Source organism: Acetivibrio saccincola, from assembly GCF_002844395.1.
Taxonomy (GTDB): domain Bacteria; phylum Bacillota; class Clostridia; order Acetivibrionales; family Acetivibrionaceae; genus Herbivorax; species Herbivorax saccincola.
The window spans coordinates 823,423-841,763 of the sequence record NZ_CP025197.1 but is presented as its reverse complement, the minus strand read 5'-3'; the positions used below and the strand labels follow the sequence as shown (position 1 = coordinate 841,763).

Genomic DNA, 18,341 nt, shown 5'->3' with positions numbered 1-18,341 from the left:
AGGGAACGCCAACCTATCTATTCCTGGTGTGACAAATTACGTGATTTCAGGCATCACGAGCCTTAGTTCAAATTTCTTAATGGTCTTTTACTGCTTCGCTTGGACACAAAACCCAGAAGTGTGAATTTCCCGCTCTCTTCCCTGAATACCGGTATCTGAGCGCCACCGGTACCAATGGTGATAGTCATGGTAAGTAGTTGTGGTATTACCGATGGATTGGCGAGCCATACCGCATTGGTAAAACAGGACGGAGCAAGCCTTGAGAACATATTGACAACATTCTGATAGGTAATTGTAGCTGGTTCTTGAGAGTCCTCTTTATTTACAGTAATCAGCGCCGGGTCATTTATAATACCAAGAGGCTGGCCTTCACCGGTTCCATTGATAAATGCATAGTCCATGTACCAGCCCAAGCCTTTAATGAGTGCTCCAGCTAACATTTCTTCAAAGGACATCCCATCTGCAATAAGTTCATTGGATGCCTGTGAGAAACAAGCCAGCTTCTTGGCTTTTAACTGGATCAGCCTTAGCTTGGCTGTTTTTCGTGTGCCTGTCTGCCCTTCCTCCATCCATTCTCCTGAGATACCGCCGAATAGGTGATTGGTCCTGTCTGCTCCATCGAAGGCTGGTACTTTCTTTGTTTCACTTCCCATTGCCCATACTGTTGCTCTGGGACGGATGATTTCATTCTCCAGGGATTTATCCATCAGGAAGGCTCCGTATTCCTCCGGTACGGAATATCCGCCGAATTCAGGTATCCCTTCCACCATACTGGCATTTATTAGCCTGTTGTCGGCTCTGCCTGAGTGAAGTGTTCTCAGGAATTCATCCATGGAATGAAAACCATTGTTGCTTAAGCTCACAGTTTCGTTTCCATAGAACATCCCTCTGAATGATTTTGATACGGCTTTTGTTACAGGTGTTTTTGATTCTTCAATAGGAGATACAGCTTTTTGTGGTGTAATTAGAATTGGCTCAGAGGTTCTGATATTTAATAATTCCTCATCAATGCTTTCATTAATGCTCTTTGTTTTGTCTGTGTAGCGATTAAACTGTCGCTCCTGTTCCTTCGTCAAACTTCCACCTGCTTTTTCAGCTTCCTGCAAAATGGCTTCTGCTTTTTTCACCAATTGCTTTTTCTCATGTACCAAATCTGCTATAAATCTCATGTTTAAACCTCCATTTTCATAATTGTTTTTTTGTTAATATGGTTTGGGGTTAATACCCCGTTTGAACCTGCGTTTTTTTACGCGGTGCTGCCAGCCCGTTGCCCTTATGCTTTACTGTAGAGATTTGACCTCCCCCTCCCCTCTGCATCAGGGTACTGAGATTTTACTGACGTACTGACTCTTACTGACTCTTTTTTCATAAATTTCACATAAGAAAAAATATATATAAAAATTTACGGAATTGACGTCAGAAACCGTCAGTCGTCAGTAATCACAAAAGTATCCCCTCATCCGCAAGACCAATGCCATGCCAGTCCCTGCTGCCATTGGCTCCGCTGCGTTTGACAGCAAAGCCGCGCTCCGTCATTTTTGCATTGAACAGCTTTTGACCAAGAGGATAATCTCCATTTTCCCGGCACCATGTTTCGTAAGCGTACCTGATGCTCCGATTGGAGACTTTCCTGCCCTCCTCCACAATGCAGCATTCCTCAATGAACGATGAGAAAGTATCCATTTCCTCCCGGTACCCTTCTGTAGCTGTTTTGACTTCATCAGGCATTTCAAGTCCTTCCTTCTGCCAAAGAAAGCAGCCCTCTACTGCCCACGACAATATGCCAGGCAGCTCCTCTCTCAGCTTAGCTGGTAGCTGCTTATCCTTTTTATCCTCGGGTATGGTGACGGTAAATGGAATCAGCTTAATGCGTCTCCAAATACTGTGGCTGGTATCTCTTATGACAGGTCTGTGGTTTACTACGAGAAATGGGGTAAACTGCGGCTGGAAATCAAAGTATTCTCCATAAAGGAACCTTGCTGTGATTCTGTCTCCGCCTGTAAAGCTCTTAATCAATGCCTCAGAAAGCCGTTGTCCCTCATTTATTTCTATGGCAGTAACGAGCCTTGCTCCCTGAAGCCTTGCGATATCATTTCCTATCGCTTCTATTCTTTTAGCCATAAAGGTTTCGGATGGAGTGTTTCTTGCATAATCTCCCAACAGGTCAGAGATGGTGTTTAGAAATGTGCTTTTTCCGTTTGCTCCTGTTCCATAAAGGACAAATAGGGCCTGCTCTGAAATATCTCCGCTTAATGACGAGCCTACAGCTTTTTGAAGGTATCTTACAAGCTCGTTGCTTCCTCCCGTAATGGTATTCAGAAACTCAATCCATCTGGGAGCCTTGCTTTCTGGGTTATATTCAACAGGACAGATTTTGCTCATATAGTACTCCCGCTTATGAGGGAAAAGTTCTCCTGTCTTTAGGTCTACCACACCATTTTTACAGTTCAGCTTCCATATATCTGCATCCAGCTCATCAGGGTTTATTATCAAGCCTTCAAGGTTTGAAGCCACATCGATCATGGCTTTCAGTCTGCCTGCGTTTTCAGACTGCATAGCATGGCGCACCAGTTCTTTTCTTGCAGCCTCATCCTCTATCCGACTTGCTTCTGTGAGCATATCTCTTGCTGTTCTAATAGCAAACTGCGTAAGTTCTCCGGTTTCTTTCCTCCAGCAACAGCCGTCATATACCAGCCAGTATTTGAAAGCCGGACAATACCTTATGATTGAACCAAACCGGTCACGCAGCCTTTCTGCATTACCGCTGTCTGTCCTGTGGTAATGCTTCTTCCCCGGAGGATTTGGCTGGTATCGGCTGACACTGTGCGCTATCTTTCTAACTTCCGCTTCATCAAGCGGAGGATTGCACCTTGCGTTGTTTTCAGCAAGCAATGCTGCATAGATGCTCTCTTCTGTCATTCCTCTTGCCCTCATGGTTCCTGCTAGGCTTGTCAGGGTACTGTTTCGGCTGCCTTCCTTAATCTCGGCTATACTACTGCTACCTTCAAAGGGTGTAAGTAATACTTCCACCCTTTCCATGAGCTTTAATAACCATGCTGGAGCTTCTGCCGGGGTTCTGTCAAAGGGAGAATGATCCTTTATCCATTCATACCGATTACCGCTTACATGAATGCTTGGAGCTACGACAATCAGACCACCTGTTGAACGGGTATCAAGACCCGGTGCAAACTTTGTTTTATTAGGAATGCTCCTGCCTTCTGGGTATTTGAAGATATAGTGCAGACCGCCACCTCCGGTAACAGCGGTAACCGTATCAGGAAGTTTTCCATGTGTTGCTTCAAGTGCAGATATGGTTTCATCACCGCCATCATCCACATCAAGTACCAGCCAGTCAGACTTCTCGCCTGTAGGAATGCCTATATTGGCATTGGGGGTTTTCGTCCACCATTTCCTTATTTGCTCAACATAAGCAGTGGAATTCTTGTACCAGCCGGTATATAGCGGATGCTTTCCTTTGCTGTCACAATTACTCCCTTCCTTGCAGGAGCAGGAGCCATCCTCACAAATCCAATGCAATGGTATGACTGGGATATTTGCTTCTGCGTATTTTAATGCTGCGTCCATCATTGTCACTTTCAAATTCTCACCTCCTGTCGTGCTGAAATAAATTGAGCCCGACAAATAGTTTTTTAAGACTATCTGCCAGGCTCTATAGGTGAGTCATTCGCTCCCTTTGCGGCTCTGTGCCAGATTTATTCACTTTTTACCCCGCCTTTTTCTCCAGCTTTACTTCAAAAACCTTCCTGCATACCGGGCATTTGATTTCAACATCAGCGTAATTAGCATCAAATACCCTGTGATTGCAGTGAGGGCAGCGGACTGTGTACTGTTTCTTACTCACCATCCCTCACCTCCGGTTTCTTAGGCTTCATGAGGCTTGCCATCTTCATCATCACTGGCTCTAATATCTCTCCAACCATGTAATGAACCATTGGTGAGTAATTCTCCTTTGTTTCGTCAAACAACTTGGATAGAAGGTCGTAGAGATTCTTTATGTCCTCTTCTGTGGCATCTGCTGTACTGATTTCAATGAAAATCTTGGTACCGTCGCGCTTGGCAATATGGTCGCTTACATACTTCTCCAGAGCGTATCTTGCTATGCTTGATGTAGTAACGCTTGCCTCCGGCATTTGTGCTTGAAGCTCACCAATAATCGCGTCCAATTCATCCGATTGCATTTTTGTAAGCCTTACCCGTAACATACTATCCTTTTCTGTAGACATTATTGCACCTCCTGTATTTCTTGTTGATTTTATTGTATCACATTGTAATACATATTGCCAAGCATAGATAAAAGAAAACCTGGCTTGTCTTTTTTAGGTTAGCCAGGCTATCTCTCGGTATTTGTCTTCAATTACATGTTTTATATTTATTAAGAAATGAAAACATCATTCGCTGTTGTGTAATTTATTTTTTTATTCAACAATAATCCCTACTGCAACCTTTTTATTGCCCTCAAAAAGCTCAAATTGATTCCCTTTTACTAGATAATCAATTGGTGCATACTCAGATAAAAATGTAAAATCAACTATAGCACTATGATTTTTATCAACTTCAGAGCATACAAAATCAGCACTCCAATATTCACCATTTTTCCCTTTCATATTTTTAAATTTTACTATAGGACAATATCGTGTTCCTGCAAGAGGGGGATGCTTTCTCCCGCCATCTGAATATGAAATCCATGTAATCTGTGCTTTTACTGTTTTTTTCATTATCGTAATACCTCCTTAATAGATTGGATGATACTATTAATAAGATCTCGTTCAGCACAATATGCCGGTCCAATATTGTCTAGTTTTTCAACGAAGTACATTTGCCTTAGAGAGTCTGTAGGAACTTCAATTTCTACTATTTTGTAATTTCCATCAGGATAGAATGCTTTGCCCCATTCGACTGCGTCTTTAGTATTGGTTGCAAACCATTTGGAATCCATAGCTCTATCATATTCAGTAAACTGTCTATTACTCATTAAAGATTCGTATTCCCCTTCACTCATCACCCTATAAAGCTTTGTAGTCTTAGGCGTTCCCTTACCCTTACAACTATTATGTACAAATACATCCTGCTCTGATACAAAGTATGTATGCCAGTCTTCAACTTCAAAGTTATATACCTTTATTGGTGTATCTAAGTACTCAAATCTTACTTCCTTTACTTCTTTTCCTTCTCCTGAATATAAGTATACCTTATCTCCTGCTTCTATGTCACCTGCTGCTACCCAGCCTTTTCCTATTACCCAAAACGGATGGGTCGGTGTTGTCTCTATTTCTTCATCTTCTACATAAATTCTTACTAAAACGCTGGTTTCATTTACAAATACATTGGTTACTCTCTTTAGTCCTTTTTCTCCTGTCAGCGGGTCTTCTGAGTAAACTAAATCCCCTACCTCTATATCTTTGATTTCTTTATAGCCGTCCTCCGTCTTAATCAGGGTATCCTCAGTGAAACATACCTTTCCTATTAATGTAGTCAGTATTATCGTTGCCGTAAGTACTGCCAGGTATCTGGCTACCTGCTCCCGTGATACCCCTCCCTTTATCATATTAATACTTAAATCAATTGACTGGTAAAGGCTCCACAGGGACATAATCACTCCTATAAATGCCACCACTTCACATGCTAGTTTTTTGGCTATTGCCTTAATCCCCAATCCTAATACTGCTCCCATTCCAATACCTATGGCCGCCTCTATCCATACATCTTCCGAACACAGTGCCGAAATGTAATCCAACACTGATACTTTATTTACTATTGTAAGGTATATTCCTGCAAAAACAGGTAATGCAATAGCTGCTATTGAGACTGTATACGTTACAAGTGCCAAGGTTCCTAAAATCGAAAAATGTCCTGACGGGTCGATTTTGTTCACCGGGTCACAATCTGCATACAGGTATTTATGCAGGGTAATTGGGTCAGTTATAATACCTCCCCATGAATCCATAGTCAGGAATCTTCCCAATGCCGGATTCATATACCTTGCTCTTAAATAGTAGAAGTTTACATTTGCATCGTACTGCTCTCCTGTAAAGAGATAGTCGTTTTCTGTTGTTCCTGTCCTGGATGTCAGCATTCCAAAGGAGTCATATGTGTATGTGTCCGTTATGTTTCCATGTATATCGGTTAATGCCCTGGTACTTCCTATTCCGTCATAGTGGTAATAACTAAAACTATCCCCTCTTTTTTGGCTTATCAAATCGTCACCGTAAATATAGCTTACTGTTAAGTTGCCTTCGCCGTCCCTTTCTTCTAATACCTGGGCATACAGTCTGTTTTCATCAACCAGATAATTAGTTATATTCGTTCCGTCAACTACCTTTTGAACTCTTATACCATCCACATCATAAGCATATTCAACTGTGGATGCGTCTTTAGCTCCTGTAATATTAACTTTTGTAAGCCTATTATTGTAATCATATGTATATGTTACTTCTTCTCCCGTATTTGTCTTTTTAGACAGTGTGTTTCCGTTTTTGTCATAGGTATAGACAGTCTGCCCTTCAGTTATAAGCCTGTTGTTTTCGTCATATGTGTATTCTGTTACTACACCGTTTACGGATTTTGAAAGCCTGTTTCCAACTGCATCATATGTATACTCTATTATTGTCTTGTCTCCGTCAGGGTTTTCTATTTCCTCTTTAATCAATTTGTAAGTATCATCATATGTGTATTTTATTACCCTTCCGTTGTTTTCTTCCGTCCTGATTCTGTTGCCTGCAGGACCAAGGGTATATTTATACGATGAAATTATTTCCCCTGCTTCATTGCGGTTTAGCAGGGATATCAATCTGCTTAAATAGTCATATTCATATTCGGTTGTTGTTTTATTAGGATAAGTAACGCTTTTTCTGTTGCCTATGGCATCGTATGTATAAGTAGTTGTGTTTCCGTCCGGGTCTGTAACGGACTTTAGCCTGTTTAACTCATCATATGTGTAATATGTGGTGCCTGACGGAACGGTAACACTTGTACAATTGCCGGCTTTGTCGTATGTATACGTTATTTGGGTTCCATCCGGATTTATTTGTTTTATTAACCTGTCCATCAGGTCATATTCATAATAGGTAGTACCCCTTTCATCAGTAACGGACTCCCTTTGTCCTGAAAGGGTGTATGTGTAAACTTCACTCTTTCCGTCAGGATATGTTTTCTTTATCAGGTTTCCATCGACATCGTATTCAAATTCTATTTTGCTGCCGTTAAAATCTGTTTTTGACGTTACCTTGCCTTCATCATCATATGTGATTACTTCTTCATAGCCTAACGGTAGTATTTGCTTTGTTACATTTCCTATTTTGTCATATTCAAATCTCACTTTGTTTCCATTGGCATCCGTCTGGGAAATTCTATTTCCCTTAGCATCATACTCAAAGCAGGTTTCATTTCCTAACGGGTCAATAACCTTTGTAACCCTTCCTGCTGCATCATATTCATAAACCGTAATTAACCCTGCCTGATCCCGCTCTGATATTTTTTGACCTATGCTGTTGTATTCATAAGATGTATAAGTGCCGTCCGGGAAAATAGTTCTTACCGGGTTATTGTCGCTGTCGTATTCAAAGGTAATAACATTTCCGTTGGCATCAATCATTTTTGTCCTGTTGCCGTTTTTGTCATACTCATATTTTGTCACGTTTCCAAGGGCGTCAATAACTTCAGTTGTATTGCCAACTTCATCATACTTATATTTTGTTACATTTCCCCGCTCATCTTTTACGGATATTATCCTGCCTAACGGGTCATATTCATTTTCAACACAAGAACCGTCAGGGTTTATAGTCTTTATCAACCTTCCCAGTTTATCATACTCATACCTTGTGGTTCTGCCCAATCTGTCCGTTGATGAAGTCTCTCTTCCTTCTGCATCATAAGTAGACTTTTCAGTGGTACCGTCAGCATATCTAACAAGTATAAGATTTCCAAAGGCATCATACTCATATTCCGTTCTGTTGCCGGTTTTATCAATAAGGGCTGATTGCTGTCCTGCCGCATTGTACTCAATTCTTATACTTTTTCCGTTGCCGTCAATCATTCCTATAAGCCGGTTCATTGAGTCATAAATATATTCTGTCTTAATTTCTTTTCCGGTAACTTTGTCAATCTCTGTTTTTGACGTCATACAACCATTACTGTTATATTTGTATAAAACTTCATTTCCGTTGGCATCCGTTTCGGAAATTTTATTTCCCATTGAATCATATTTATAACTCTTCGTATTGCCTTCAGGGTCTGTTTCTGAAATTAAATTACCTCTGCTGTCGTACTTGTAAACGGTTTCTTTACCGTTTTTACTTTCTGAAATCCGGTTCCCCTTTGAATCATATGTATAGATTGATATGTTTCCTTCAGCGTCTGTATAGCTTAAAACCCTTCCCTTGCTGTCATATGTATAGGAAATTGTGTTTCCTAAAGCATCTGTCCGGGTCAACATATTGCCATAAGCGTCATAGGTATACTTTGTTTCATTTCCTAAGGCGTCAACTTCTGAAATTTTGTTTCCTTTGTCATCATAAGAAAATGAAGTTTTGTTTCCAAGAGCATCAATTGTAGTTAATATGTTGCCATCGTCATCATATTCGTATACTGTTATATTTCCAAGCCTGTCTTTTATTATCTCCTGTCTGTTTTCAATATCCCTGTCATATTCTATCCTATTTCCATTTATATCCACATGGGCAATTAACCTGCCGTTATCGTCATACTCATTTCTTGCAGGTTTAATTCCCCTTGGGTCAATTATATCAACCAAGCCGTGGCTTGAATTGTATGTAAATCTGGTAACATTGCCTTCTTGGTCGGTTACAGCAACAAGATCACCATAGGCATCATACTCATATTTTATGCTGTTCCCCATTGGGTCGGTTATCTCTGTAATCCGGCCTTCGCTGTCACGTGTAAATGTAACACTTTTTCCTGCTGAGTGAATAATACCGTCTTTTTCAAAAGTTATTGTATTCCCGTTCGGCTCGGTTATGCTCTTTACCCCGGTATTCTTGTTTATTATATATTCAGTCCCGTCTTGGGTAACAAGCTTAAAGTTTACAGGATCATATAGGTTAAAATTCCCACCTAGCAGTTCATACCCTGTACTGCCTGACATTATGAAGCAATTATTATCATCCAATGAAATCAGTTTTGAATATGTTCCATCCTTTGGAACAAACGATACCGTTGTCTCTAACAATGGTGTTAATACTTGATTGTCTGGAGTACACTTCACATAAAATTCATCTGTTCTGCCATCACTATAAGTTACGGTAATTATATGCCTTTTTGAATCAACTAGATTATAATTAGGAAGCCCTAGGGGTCCTTGAGAAGTTACAAATTTCCAGTGTTTTCCTAAAGGATAATTTGAACTTATTTTTATATCCTGTATTCCTAATGTCCAACCAATTCCAAAGTCACCTTTATCTTTATTTCTGCTGTCATAACTTCTGTTTATAACTATAGGTATTCCCGCCATTGGCAATTCAAGGTCTGTAAAAGCTAAGGAGAAATTACCCACTTTTGCTTCCCCATCAATTTGATAGGTTGTAGTTATTGTTGAAATATTTCCACTCTTATCCTCAGCAGTAAGCCTTACATCATAAATACCGTTTCTCATTAGTGTAGGATCTATTACACCAAGAACATCGTTTTCTACTGACTTAGTTCCCCTTGAAATCTCTATATAATTGTTTTCACCTTTTATTGAATACTCAAGTTTATACATAGTAAGATTTTCATCGCTGGCAGTACCTATAATTTCTGTAGGCATGGTAAGCTTTGTATCAGGTTCAGGGGATATAAATTCAACCGTCGGAGGCGTTGTGTCCCCTTCTTCTATAAATCTTATCTCTTTGCTTGAATATCCTTCGTTTCCTGCCTCATCATATGCATAGGCAACTATCTTAAATACACCTGGGGAATCTGATGTGTATTTTGTCTCATTAGATTCATTTAATTTAACAGGAACATCATTTATTTCTACTATTTTTTCCACTACTCCAACATCATCATATGCATTCAGCGTAATGGTAACTTCATCATCAACATTTAAAACATCTGCACTTGTCTTTATTTCTACAACAGGTCTCGTAAAATCACCTGTTATATCTGATGTTGGTTCCGGTTCTATAGTAGGTTCCGGTGTCGGTTCCGGAGCTTTTACATTTACACCGCCATTATTAAACGTAACAATCATTATATTTAAGTTGGCATCTATAAACTCTTCTTTAACTAACTCTACTGGACTGAATCCAATATTTTCAGTCTCATTTATTAATGCCTTTATATTCGCAAACTCTCCGTCTACTTTTATAGATCCTGATCCTGTATCATCTGAAAATACAAACCTTATAGTTCCCTCTTCTCTGTTAATAGTTGAACCAAAACTTGAAGCAGTATAATCAATTATATTTCCTGCAATAACCTCTTGTACTTCTAAAACATCAGGGTCAAAGGACAATATAAAATCACAGCTTTGTACTCCGCTTTTTGAAGCACCTTTAAAAGATACAGGAATTGTTATCTCTTCATTTATTTCTCCTTCAACTTTTCCTATATTCAGTTGCAAAGTACCCGGTGTTGGAGTCGGTGTTACAGTCGGTGTTACAGTCGGTGTTACAGCCGGTGTTGGCGTTGGAGTAGTCGTTGGTGTTGACGTCGGTGTTGCAGTCGGTGTTGACGTCGGTGTTGCAGTCGGTGTTGACGTCGGTGTCACTGTTGGTGTTGGTGTCTCTATTGGTGTTTCCGTAGGTGTTGATGTTGGAGCCGGAGTATGGGTTGGTGATGGTTTTGGCGTTGACTTACTTCCTCCTGTACTTCCACCTTTAGAAGAAGTTGAAGTTGGTGTAGAGCTTGATACCGGAGTAGGTGTAGCTGTTGGTTCCGGTGTCGCCGTTGGACTTGGAGTCTCCGGTGGAACCAATGGCAAATCATCAGGCTCCGGAACCTCAATAAAGTTTGTCACCACATCAAGCATCTTTACCGCTTCTGCCCTGGTTATTAAATTAAAAGGCCTGAAAGTCCTGTCCGGATATCCTTTAACTATTCCGTGAGATGCAAGATTTTTTATGCTTTGGTAAGCATACTCAGAAAAGGTATCTTCATCTTCAAATATTATATCTACACCCTTTTCAAAAAATTCTATATTAAAAAGATTGGCTACCAGTACAGCAGAGTCTTGCCTGTACATATTTTCCATAGGTTTAAAAGTCCCGTCTTCATAGCCGATAATTAAACCTTCACTAAAAGCATAAGACACTGCATCATAAAACCAATCATCTTTATTTACATCACTAAAACCAGGTTCTTTTATATCAACATCTTTTTTAAATATGTTTACCACCATGGCAGTAAACTCAGCCCTGGTCACAAAACTGTCCGGTCTGAACAGGCCGTCATCATAGCCTGCAACCCAGTTTTTTCTTAAAAATTTCTCTATGGTGTCCTGGCACCAGTGATTTTTTATATCGGGAAAACTTTGACTTTCCCCACTGATATTAGTATTGCTAACATTAGCATTAGATGTGTTTTGCACATCCCCACTATAAAAATTTTCTCCATAAGTACCAATTCTATTTGATGAATTTAATCCTTCAGCGGCGTGAGCCAATCCTGTCATTATCATTGAAATAATAAGCAAATAAGAAATGATTTTTGTTATTTTAGTTCCCATTTTAAAAATTACCCCCCAAAAAACATTTTTTCGAATATCATTATATAATATTATAACTTATTATGGAAGTATTTTTTTTTAATATAAGCTTGACCTTTTTATGTCTATTATTGTTGACTGTAAAATTAATTTGGTAACCTGTAATTAATTATGTCATTTTTGTATATATGTTTTGATTTTCTAGCATATAATGTACTATTGTATACTTTCATTATAATTTTTATTTTTTTACTTGAAAATAGTTAACTAAATGTATATTATAATATACAGAATAATAAATAGGAAAAACAAACCACTAGATGTAATTAAAAATTTAAAAAGGGAGTGAATGTAAGATGAAGGTTGTTTGTAAGAAAACTGCTTTTTTAATTGTTTGCATTTCTTTGCTGGTCACATCTGTATTAGGCAACGGAGTATTCGCAGACCCAGAATTTCCTGACTTCATAAAAAGTATTGAAGACATAGGAACTGATGAATTTGGAGCACCTTTAAAAAGTGTTGTTGTATCAAATGCTCAGGGCTTTTTACAGCCTAAAAACACATTTTCTATGCCCATTAATAAGTTAGAAAATTTCTTCTCTGTCTATGGTGAAGTACAAACAAACAACGGTACCGCCTCAGTTATTCCCCCAGACGACAATTTAAGAATACTTGTTGATAATGGGGAACCGGAAATAAAAAGGGCAACAATAAATGAATATATTACTAGTGACATAAATATGTTCCCTGATACTATAACACAGCCCGGCACTGTTCCAAATCCTCAAAATCCTTTCTTTGCAGGTGTTTTATATAAAGATGGGGACAGCTATTTTGAAAATGGCAAATATGTTCAATGGTACAGTGTAACTGACGATTTTAAATACTATAATTATGAAGTAACTTTTAAATACACTGAAAACGTACCTTCTGATTTAACTGTCTCTTCTCCTTTGAATAATTCTTTTACTAATAAAAACAGACTTTATATAGACGGTAATGTTAAAGACAAAAATAACAGTGATAAAATAAACATTTTTTACAACATTAAAAAAACCGGCAGCAGCCAGGATGAAGATGGTGAAACTGACGAAGAAAATGATGACAGTATATTAAATAAAGACACACAGCTTAACATAGAACCCATTATCATAGAAAATGACAGCAGCACATATACGGTGTTAGAGCATCCTTTCGATGGTTCCATCGATATTTCCGGTCTAGAAGACGGAGATTACACTATTGATTTTTGGGCACTGGATAAAAACCAATTATCTTCAGAAATTATTACAATTTCATTTACCGTTGACAGGACTCCGCCTGCAAAACCAATAATCACTCAGGATCCTGACAACGATACACCTACAAATGGCACTGTTATAGTTGAAATAGAATATCCTGATGATCCGGCAGAAAAGAAATATAAAATTGGCGATGATGATGATTGGAAAGATTATGTAGGACCTATTGAAGTAGATGAAAATGATACCATTTATGCTAAATCAGAAGATGAAGCCGGAAATGAAAGTGAAATTGCAGAACACGAAGTTACAAACATTGACACTACACCTCCGGGGCCGCCTACTATCATAACAAGTGCAGATTCAACAATTGAAATACCTATATATGTTACAATTGAACCTGGTATAGATGAAGGTTCCGGAGTTAACAGGGTTGAATTCCGCCTATATGATCCTAATAACGGCATAGAACTTGATGCTAATGTTTATGATGAAGAAGATGAATTTGATGAAGCGGACGAAGCAAATGAAGAAGCTGAAAGCGGTGAAGGGGAAAAAGCTGACCAAGGGGATGAGAATAGTGAAACGGACGCTGACGAAACTGATAATGAAGATGAATACGGTAAAGATGATGAAACTGATAGTGAAGATGAGTCCGATAAAGCTGATGAAACCGGTGAAACAGACGAAGCAGATGAAACTGACGATACTGAATTGCCAAAATGGACTATATATAAAGGCGAATTTGAAATAAACAGAATTGGAACAACCAGAATAATTGCAAGAACAATTGATAATGCAGGCAATATATCCGAAGAAGCTGTTAAAGACGTTAAAATTAGTAAAAAGCCTACTCCTTCTCCAAAGCCTTCCACTCCACCAAAGGACAATGACAGACCTCCAAGCGGTGGCGGCGGTGGCGGTAAATCTTCTGACGATGACGATACCGTAAAAGAACCAAATAACACTGTACCTGGCACTACTACCGGTTCTCCCGTGGACCTGGCGGTATTTTTGCACACTGACAAGTCAATTTATGGAGAAGGCGAAATAATAACATTTACAATAGAATACAAAAATAAATCATCAAACACAGCATACGGTGTTGCTATTGACGCAGAAATACCCAAAAACACTACCCTTGACAACCCTTCAGAAGGAGAAGTTAACGAGGATAAAAATAAAATCACATGGAAAATCGGTACTCTTTCCGGTAAAGCCTCCGGTAAAATAGAGTATACAGTTAAAGTAAATGAGTTAGACAGGGCTGAAATAAAAACAACCAATACAGCAACTATTTCATTCTCTAACTCTGCTTTAAACCCTGATGACGATACATCAACAGTATCATTCCTCCTTTATTCTGACAGGTTTAAGGATAATTATCACACAAAATATATTTACGGCTATGAAGACAATACTTTCAGACCCGGCAATAACATAACAAGAGCTGAAGTGGCTGCTATAATGTTCCACATACTTGAGTTAAAGGAAAGCGATATAGTGGCAAAAGACTATCCGGATTTAAATGAAAACCACTGGGCTTACAAACAAATACAAGCGGTGACAGGTGCAAATATCTTTACAGGATATGAAGACGGAAGCTTCAGACCTGATAATTACATAACAAGAGCTGAATTTGCTACAGTATTGGCAAATCATTTAGGTCTTAAAAATGTAGAATCCCTCAAAGTTAACTTTGCAGATATCGAAGGACACTGGGCTAAAAATTTCATAGAAGAAATATACAGGGTAAGACTTATTCAAGGATATATTGAAAATGACGTAAGAGTATTTAAACCAGACAACCACATTACAAGGGCAGAAGCTGTTACAATAATCAACAATATGCTCTTTAGAGGACCCCTCTTAGGTGCAGAAGTTCCTTTTGACGACGTACCGGAAAATCACTGGGCATACGGACATATTTTAGAAAGCTCCGTTGACCACTACTACACCAGAAATAATGATGAAACTGAAACAATAGTGTTAAAAGAAGAGTAATTTAAAGTTTTTAAAAGGGAGAGTAAACACTCTCCTTTTTTTATTTTCTTTTTTCCAAAACAATTGACATCCATAAGTATTAAAGCTTAAAATAAATAATGATATTTAGGCAAAACTATAGCAAAACTATAATTATAATAATTTTTAAGGAGTTTTAAAATTGATGCCAAAAGTATATCTGTTTTTATCAATATTATTAGGTGCCCTTGGTCAGGTAATGTTTAAAATGGGAATTGATAAAACCCAGGAGACCAATTTAAAATTTTTTCTTGAATTGGCAACAAACAAGTGGGTTATATCGGGTTTTCTCAGTTATGGTTTTAGTTTTCTCTTGTGGATGCTTGTATTAAAACATTATGACCTAAGTTATGCCCGTCCTCTTAACAGTATAGGATATGTAATTACTTATATACTGGCAATTTTAGTTCTTAAAGAAAATTTCAGCTTGCAGAGCTTTGCAGGTGTTATTCTTATAACCCTTGGAGTTATGCTGTTAAAGTGATTTTATTTAAAGTGATTTTTTATTGATAAAATAATTTGATTCATTTGTTTGGTTTTGTCAAAGTAATTTGTCAAAGTAATTTAAAGAAGGGAAGTTTTATGGAATCTATAGCTTTAAAATACACTATTTTTGCAATTATTTCAATGTTAAGCAACCTTTCCACTCAGCGCATTGTTGATTTTGCAATTGAAAATGTTATCAGCGAAAAATATGCCATCTATATATCCATGTTTTTTGGTACACTTGCCGGGCTTGTAATAAAATATATTCTTGATAAAAAATACATATTTTATTATCACACAAAAAATCAAAAGGAAAACGCAAAAAAGTTTATTTTATATTCCTTTATGGGGGTATTTACAACTTTAATATTTTGGGGATTTGAAATTTTATTTGACAAGTTGTTTGAGCATGAACTGTCTAAATATGCCGGAGCTGTTATAGGACTTTCAATAGGATATATAGTAAAATATAATTTAGATAAAAAATTTGTTTTTAAGTAAAAAGTAAAACCCTTTAAAAATCCCTTTTAAGCCCCGGCAAAAGCTACAAAATCAGAAAATTAATTATCTTAAACGGAAATCCCCGGTTAGTTTTGGGGTCTTATAATTCGCATTGCGTTTACAACCGCCAACAGTGCAACCCCCACATCTGCAAATACAGCTTCCCACATTGATGCTATGCCTCCGGCTCCAAGAAGTAAAACAGCAAATTTTATACCAAAAGCAAAAATTATATTTTGCCATACAATTCTTCTGGTTTTTTGGGCAATTTTTATTGCTGTTATAAGCTTTGAAGGTTCATCTGTCATCAGTACAATATCCGCAGCTTCAATTGCAGCATCAGAGCCAAGTCCTCCCATTGCTGCGCCTATGTCTGCCCTTGCAAGGACAGGAGCATCATTAATCCCGTCACCTACAAATAAAAGCTTTCCCTTAGGAGGCTTTTCTTTTTCCAAAAGCTCCAGCTTTTCAAATTTCTCATGGGGTAAAAGCTCTGCATATACTTTGTCCAAATTTAAAATACTTCCAACTTTTTTGGCAACATTTTCGCTATCCCCGGTAAGCATTGAAATCTTTTTTACTCCCATTTTCCTTAAATCTTCTACAGTCTCTTTGGCATCTTCTTTTAACTCATCAGATATCACCAAAACCCCTGCATATTTTCCACCTACAGCTATATGGACAGTTGTACCGATATAATCTTCCTCTTTATATTTTACATTTAATAAATTCATAAGTTTTGCATTTCCTGCATATATATCAATTCCTTTTATTTTTGCCTTTATTCCCATACCTGAAATTTCTTCATAGCTGTCAATATTGCTTCTGTCTACTTTTTTTCCATAGGCTTTTTTAATTGAATCCGCTATTGGATGAGTGGAATATTCTTCTGACATAGCTGCATATTTTAACAGTTCATCTTTGCTAAAGCCATTTTGGGGATATACTCCTGCAACTTCAAAAATTCCTTTTGTAAGGGTGCCTGTCTTGTCAAACACAACGGTATGAAGGCTGTTTAAAGCTTCTAAATAGTTCCCCCCCTTTACCAAAACACCATTTCTGGATGCACTTCCTATGCCGCCAAAAAAACCTAATGGTATAGATATAACAAGGGCACATGGACATGAAATTACCAAAAATACCAAACTCCTATATAGCCACTGGGAAAACGTAGCTTCATGGATAAGAAGAGGAGGCGCTATTGCCAGTGCTGCAGCAATTCCCACAACTGCCGGTGTGTAGTACTTTGCAAATTTTGTTATAAACTTTTCTGCAGCAGCTTTTTTGCCGGCTGCATTCTCCACAAGATTTAATATCTTAGATACTGTGGACTCTTCAAATTCTTTTGTAACTTTAACTTTAAGAACACCGTTTTTATTTATAAACCCTGAAAGAATCTCATCTCCCTCTTTAACTTCCCTGGGCACAGATTCCCCTGTAAGTGCTGTGGTATCCACAACTGATTTTCCCTCAACTACCTCCCCGTCTAAAGGCACTTTTTCACCTGGCCTTATAAGTATTATATCTTCTGTCTTTACCTCTTTAGGAGACACTTTTTTAGTTTTGTTCCCTATAACAAGGTTAGCATAATCAGGTCTTATATCCATAAGTTCTGCAATGGAATTTCTTGAACGGCTCACCGCAATATCTTGTAAAAGCTCTCCCACCTGGTAAAATAGCATAACTGCAACAGCCTCAGGATATTCCTTAATTGCAAAGGCACCTATTGTTGCAATTGCCATAAGAAAATTTTCGTCAAATATCTCTCCCCGTGAAATATTTTTAATGGATTTTAAAAGAACATCCCCGCCAATTATAATATAACTTGCTAAATATATACCAATATTAGCCCAGTAAGGAAGATCAGCTAATAAAGCTGTAAAAAAAAGAACCCCCCCAACTGCAAGTTTTATAATATTAGCTTTATCCAAGTCTATTTTTCTTTTCATATATAAATCCCTCACTTTTCTTTTACATGTAAAAGACCTGTGTTAAAAATTTCCTTTATATGTTCATCGTCCAATGAATAGTATACAACCTTGCCTTCCCTTCTAAATTTAACTAACCTGGCCTGTTTTAACACTCTCAGCTGGTGGGATATAGAGGATTGGGTCATATTTAAAAGAACTGCAATATCACATACACACATTTCGCAGTTAAGCAAGGCGCATATTATTCTTATTCTTGTACTGTCACCAAATACTTTAAAAAAGTCCGCCAAATTATATAAATCTTCCTCTTCCGGCATTATACTTCTTACTTTCTCGACTACATCTTCATGTATAACAGTGCAGTCACATTTGTCAAATTGTTTTTCCTTTTCCTCCATTATTTCATCTCCTTTTGCATTAATATTTTGCTAATTTTGTTAACTCTTTTTAATAAATTAGCATTTTATTAAATTGGTATTTTCCTAAACTAATATTTTG

General features: G+C 37.9%; 11 protein-coding genes. 3 read left to right on the top strand and 8 right to left on the bottom strand.

What is annotated here, in order from left to right; translation table 11 throughout:
- Positions 1-62: 62 nt before the first annotated feature.
- The 6 genes from HVS_RS03775 to HVS_RS03755 all read right to left on the bottom strand — a co-directional run bounded on the left by HVS_RS03775 (position 63) and on the right by HVS_RS03755 (position 11,683).
- On the bottom strand, positions 63-1,169 hold the full coding sequence (locus HVS_RS03775) for a phage major capsid protein (RefSeq protein ID WP_242971668.1): 1,107 nt from the start codon (positions 1,167-1,169) through the stop codon (positions 63-65).
- Positions 1,170-1,440: 271 nt separating this feature from the next.
- A complete protein-coding gene (locus HVS_RS03770; RefSeq protein WP_242971718.1) occupies positions 1,441-3,594 on the bottom strand; it encodes a phage/plasmid primase, P4 family in 2,154 nt (717 codons plus the stop codon).
- 130 nt (positions 3,595-3,724) lie between these two features.
- Positions 3,725-3,865, bottom strand: a complete 141-nt coding sequence (locus HVS_RS16440; protein WP_159063372.1) for a hypothetical protein — start codon at positions 3,863-3,865, stop codon at positions 3,725-3,727.
- Positions 3,855-4,244 carry a hypothetical protein gene (locus HVS_RS03765; RefSeq protein ID WP_101299409.1) on the bottom strand — a complete coding sequence of 130 codons (390 nt, stop codon included), beginning with the start codon at positions 4,242-4,244 and terminating at the stop codon, positions 3,855-3,857. The genes HVS_RS16440 and HVS_RS03765 overlap by 11 nt, the downstream gene beginning before the upstream one ends.
- A gap of 192 nt (positions 4,245-4,436) precedes the next feature.
- Positions 4,437-4,736 carry a hypothetical protein gene (locus HVS_RS03760; protein ID WP_069196061.1) on the bottom strand — a complete coding sequence of 100 codons (300 nt, stop codon included), beginning with the start codon at positions 4,734-4,736 and terminating at the stop codon, positions 4,437-4,439.
- Positions 4,736-11,683: an S-layer homology domain-containing protein gene (locus tag HVS_RS03755; RefSeq protein WP_101299407.1), complete on the bottom strand. Its 6,948-nt coding sequence runs from the start codon at positions 11,681-11,683 to the stop codon at positions 4,736-4,738. Before HVS_RS03755 ends, HVS_RS03760 begins: the two co-directional genes overlap by 1 nt.
- Positions 11,684-12,018: 335 nt before the next feature.
- On the opposite strand from HVS_RS03755, the gene HVS_RS03750 reads away from it, so the two are divergent.
- The 3 genes from HVS_RS03750 to HVS_RS03740 all read left to right on the top strand — a co-directional run bounded on the left by HVS_RS03750 (position 12,019) and on the right by HVS_RS03740 (position 15,912).
- Positions 12,019-14,907 (top strand): S-layer homology domain-containing protein, encoded by a 2,889-nt coding sequence (locus HVS_RS03750; protein WP_101299405.1) that lies wholly within the window; start codon positions 12,019-12,021, stop codon positions 14,905-14,907.
- 163 nt (positions 14,908-15,070) lie between these two features.
- Positions 15,071-15,409, top strand: a complete 339-nt coding sequence (locus HVS_RS03745; RefSeq protein ID WP_101299403.1) for an SMR family transporter — start codon at positions 15,071-15,073, stop codon at positions 15,407-15,409.
- Positions 15,410-15,507: 98 nt separating this feature from the next.
- Positions 15,508-15,912 (top strand): GtrA family protein, encoded by a 405-nt coding sequence (locus HVS_RS03740; RefSeq protein WP_101299401.1) that lies wholly within the window; start codon positions 15,508-15,510, stop codon positions 15,910-15,912.
- Positions 15,913-15,998: 86 nt separating this feature from the next.
- Here the strand turns inward: HVS_RS03740 and HVS_RS03735 are convergent, their stop codons facing one another.
- Positions 15,999-17,861, bottom strand: a complete 1,863-nt coding sequence (locus tag HVS_RS03735) for a heavy metal translocating P-type ATPase (protein WP_101299399.1) — start codon at positions 17,859-17,861, stop codon at positions 15,999-16,001.
- Positions 17,862-17,872: 11 nt separating this feature from the next.
- Positions 17,873-18,241, bottom strand: coding sequence for an ArsR/SmtB family transcription factor (locus HVS_RS03730; protein WP_101299396.1), 369 nt, complete (start codon positions 18,239-18,241; stop codon positions 17,873-17,875).
- Positions 18,242-18,341 lie beyond the last annotated feature (100 nt).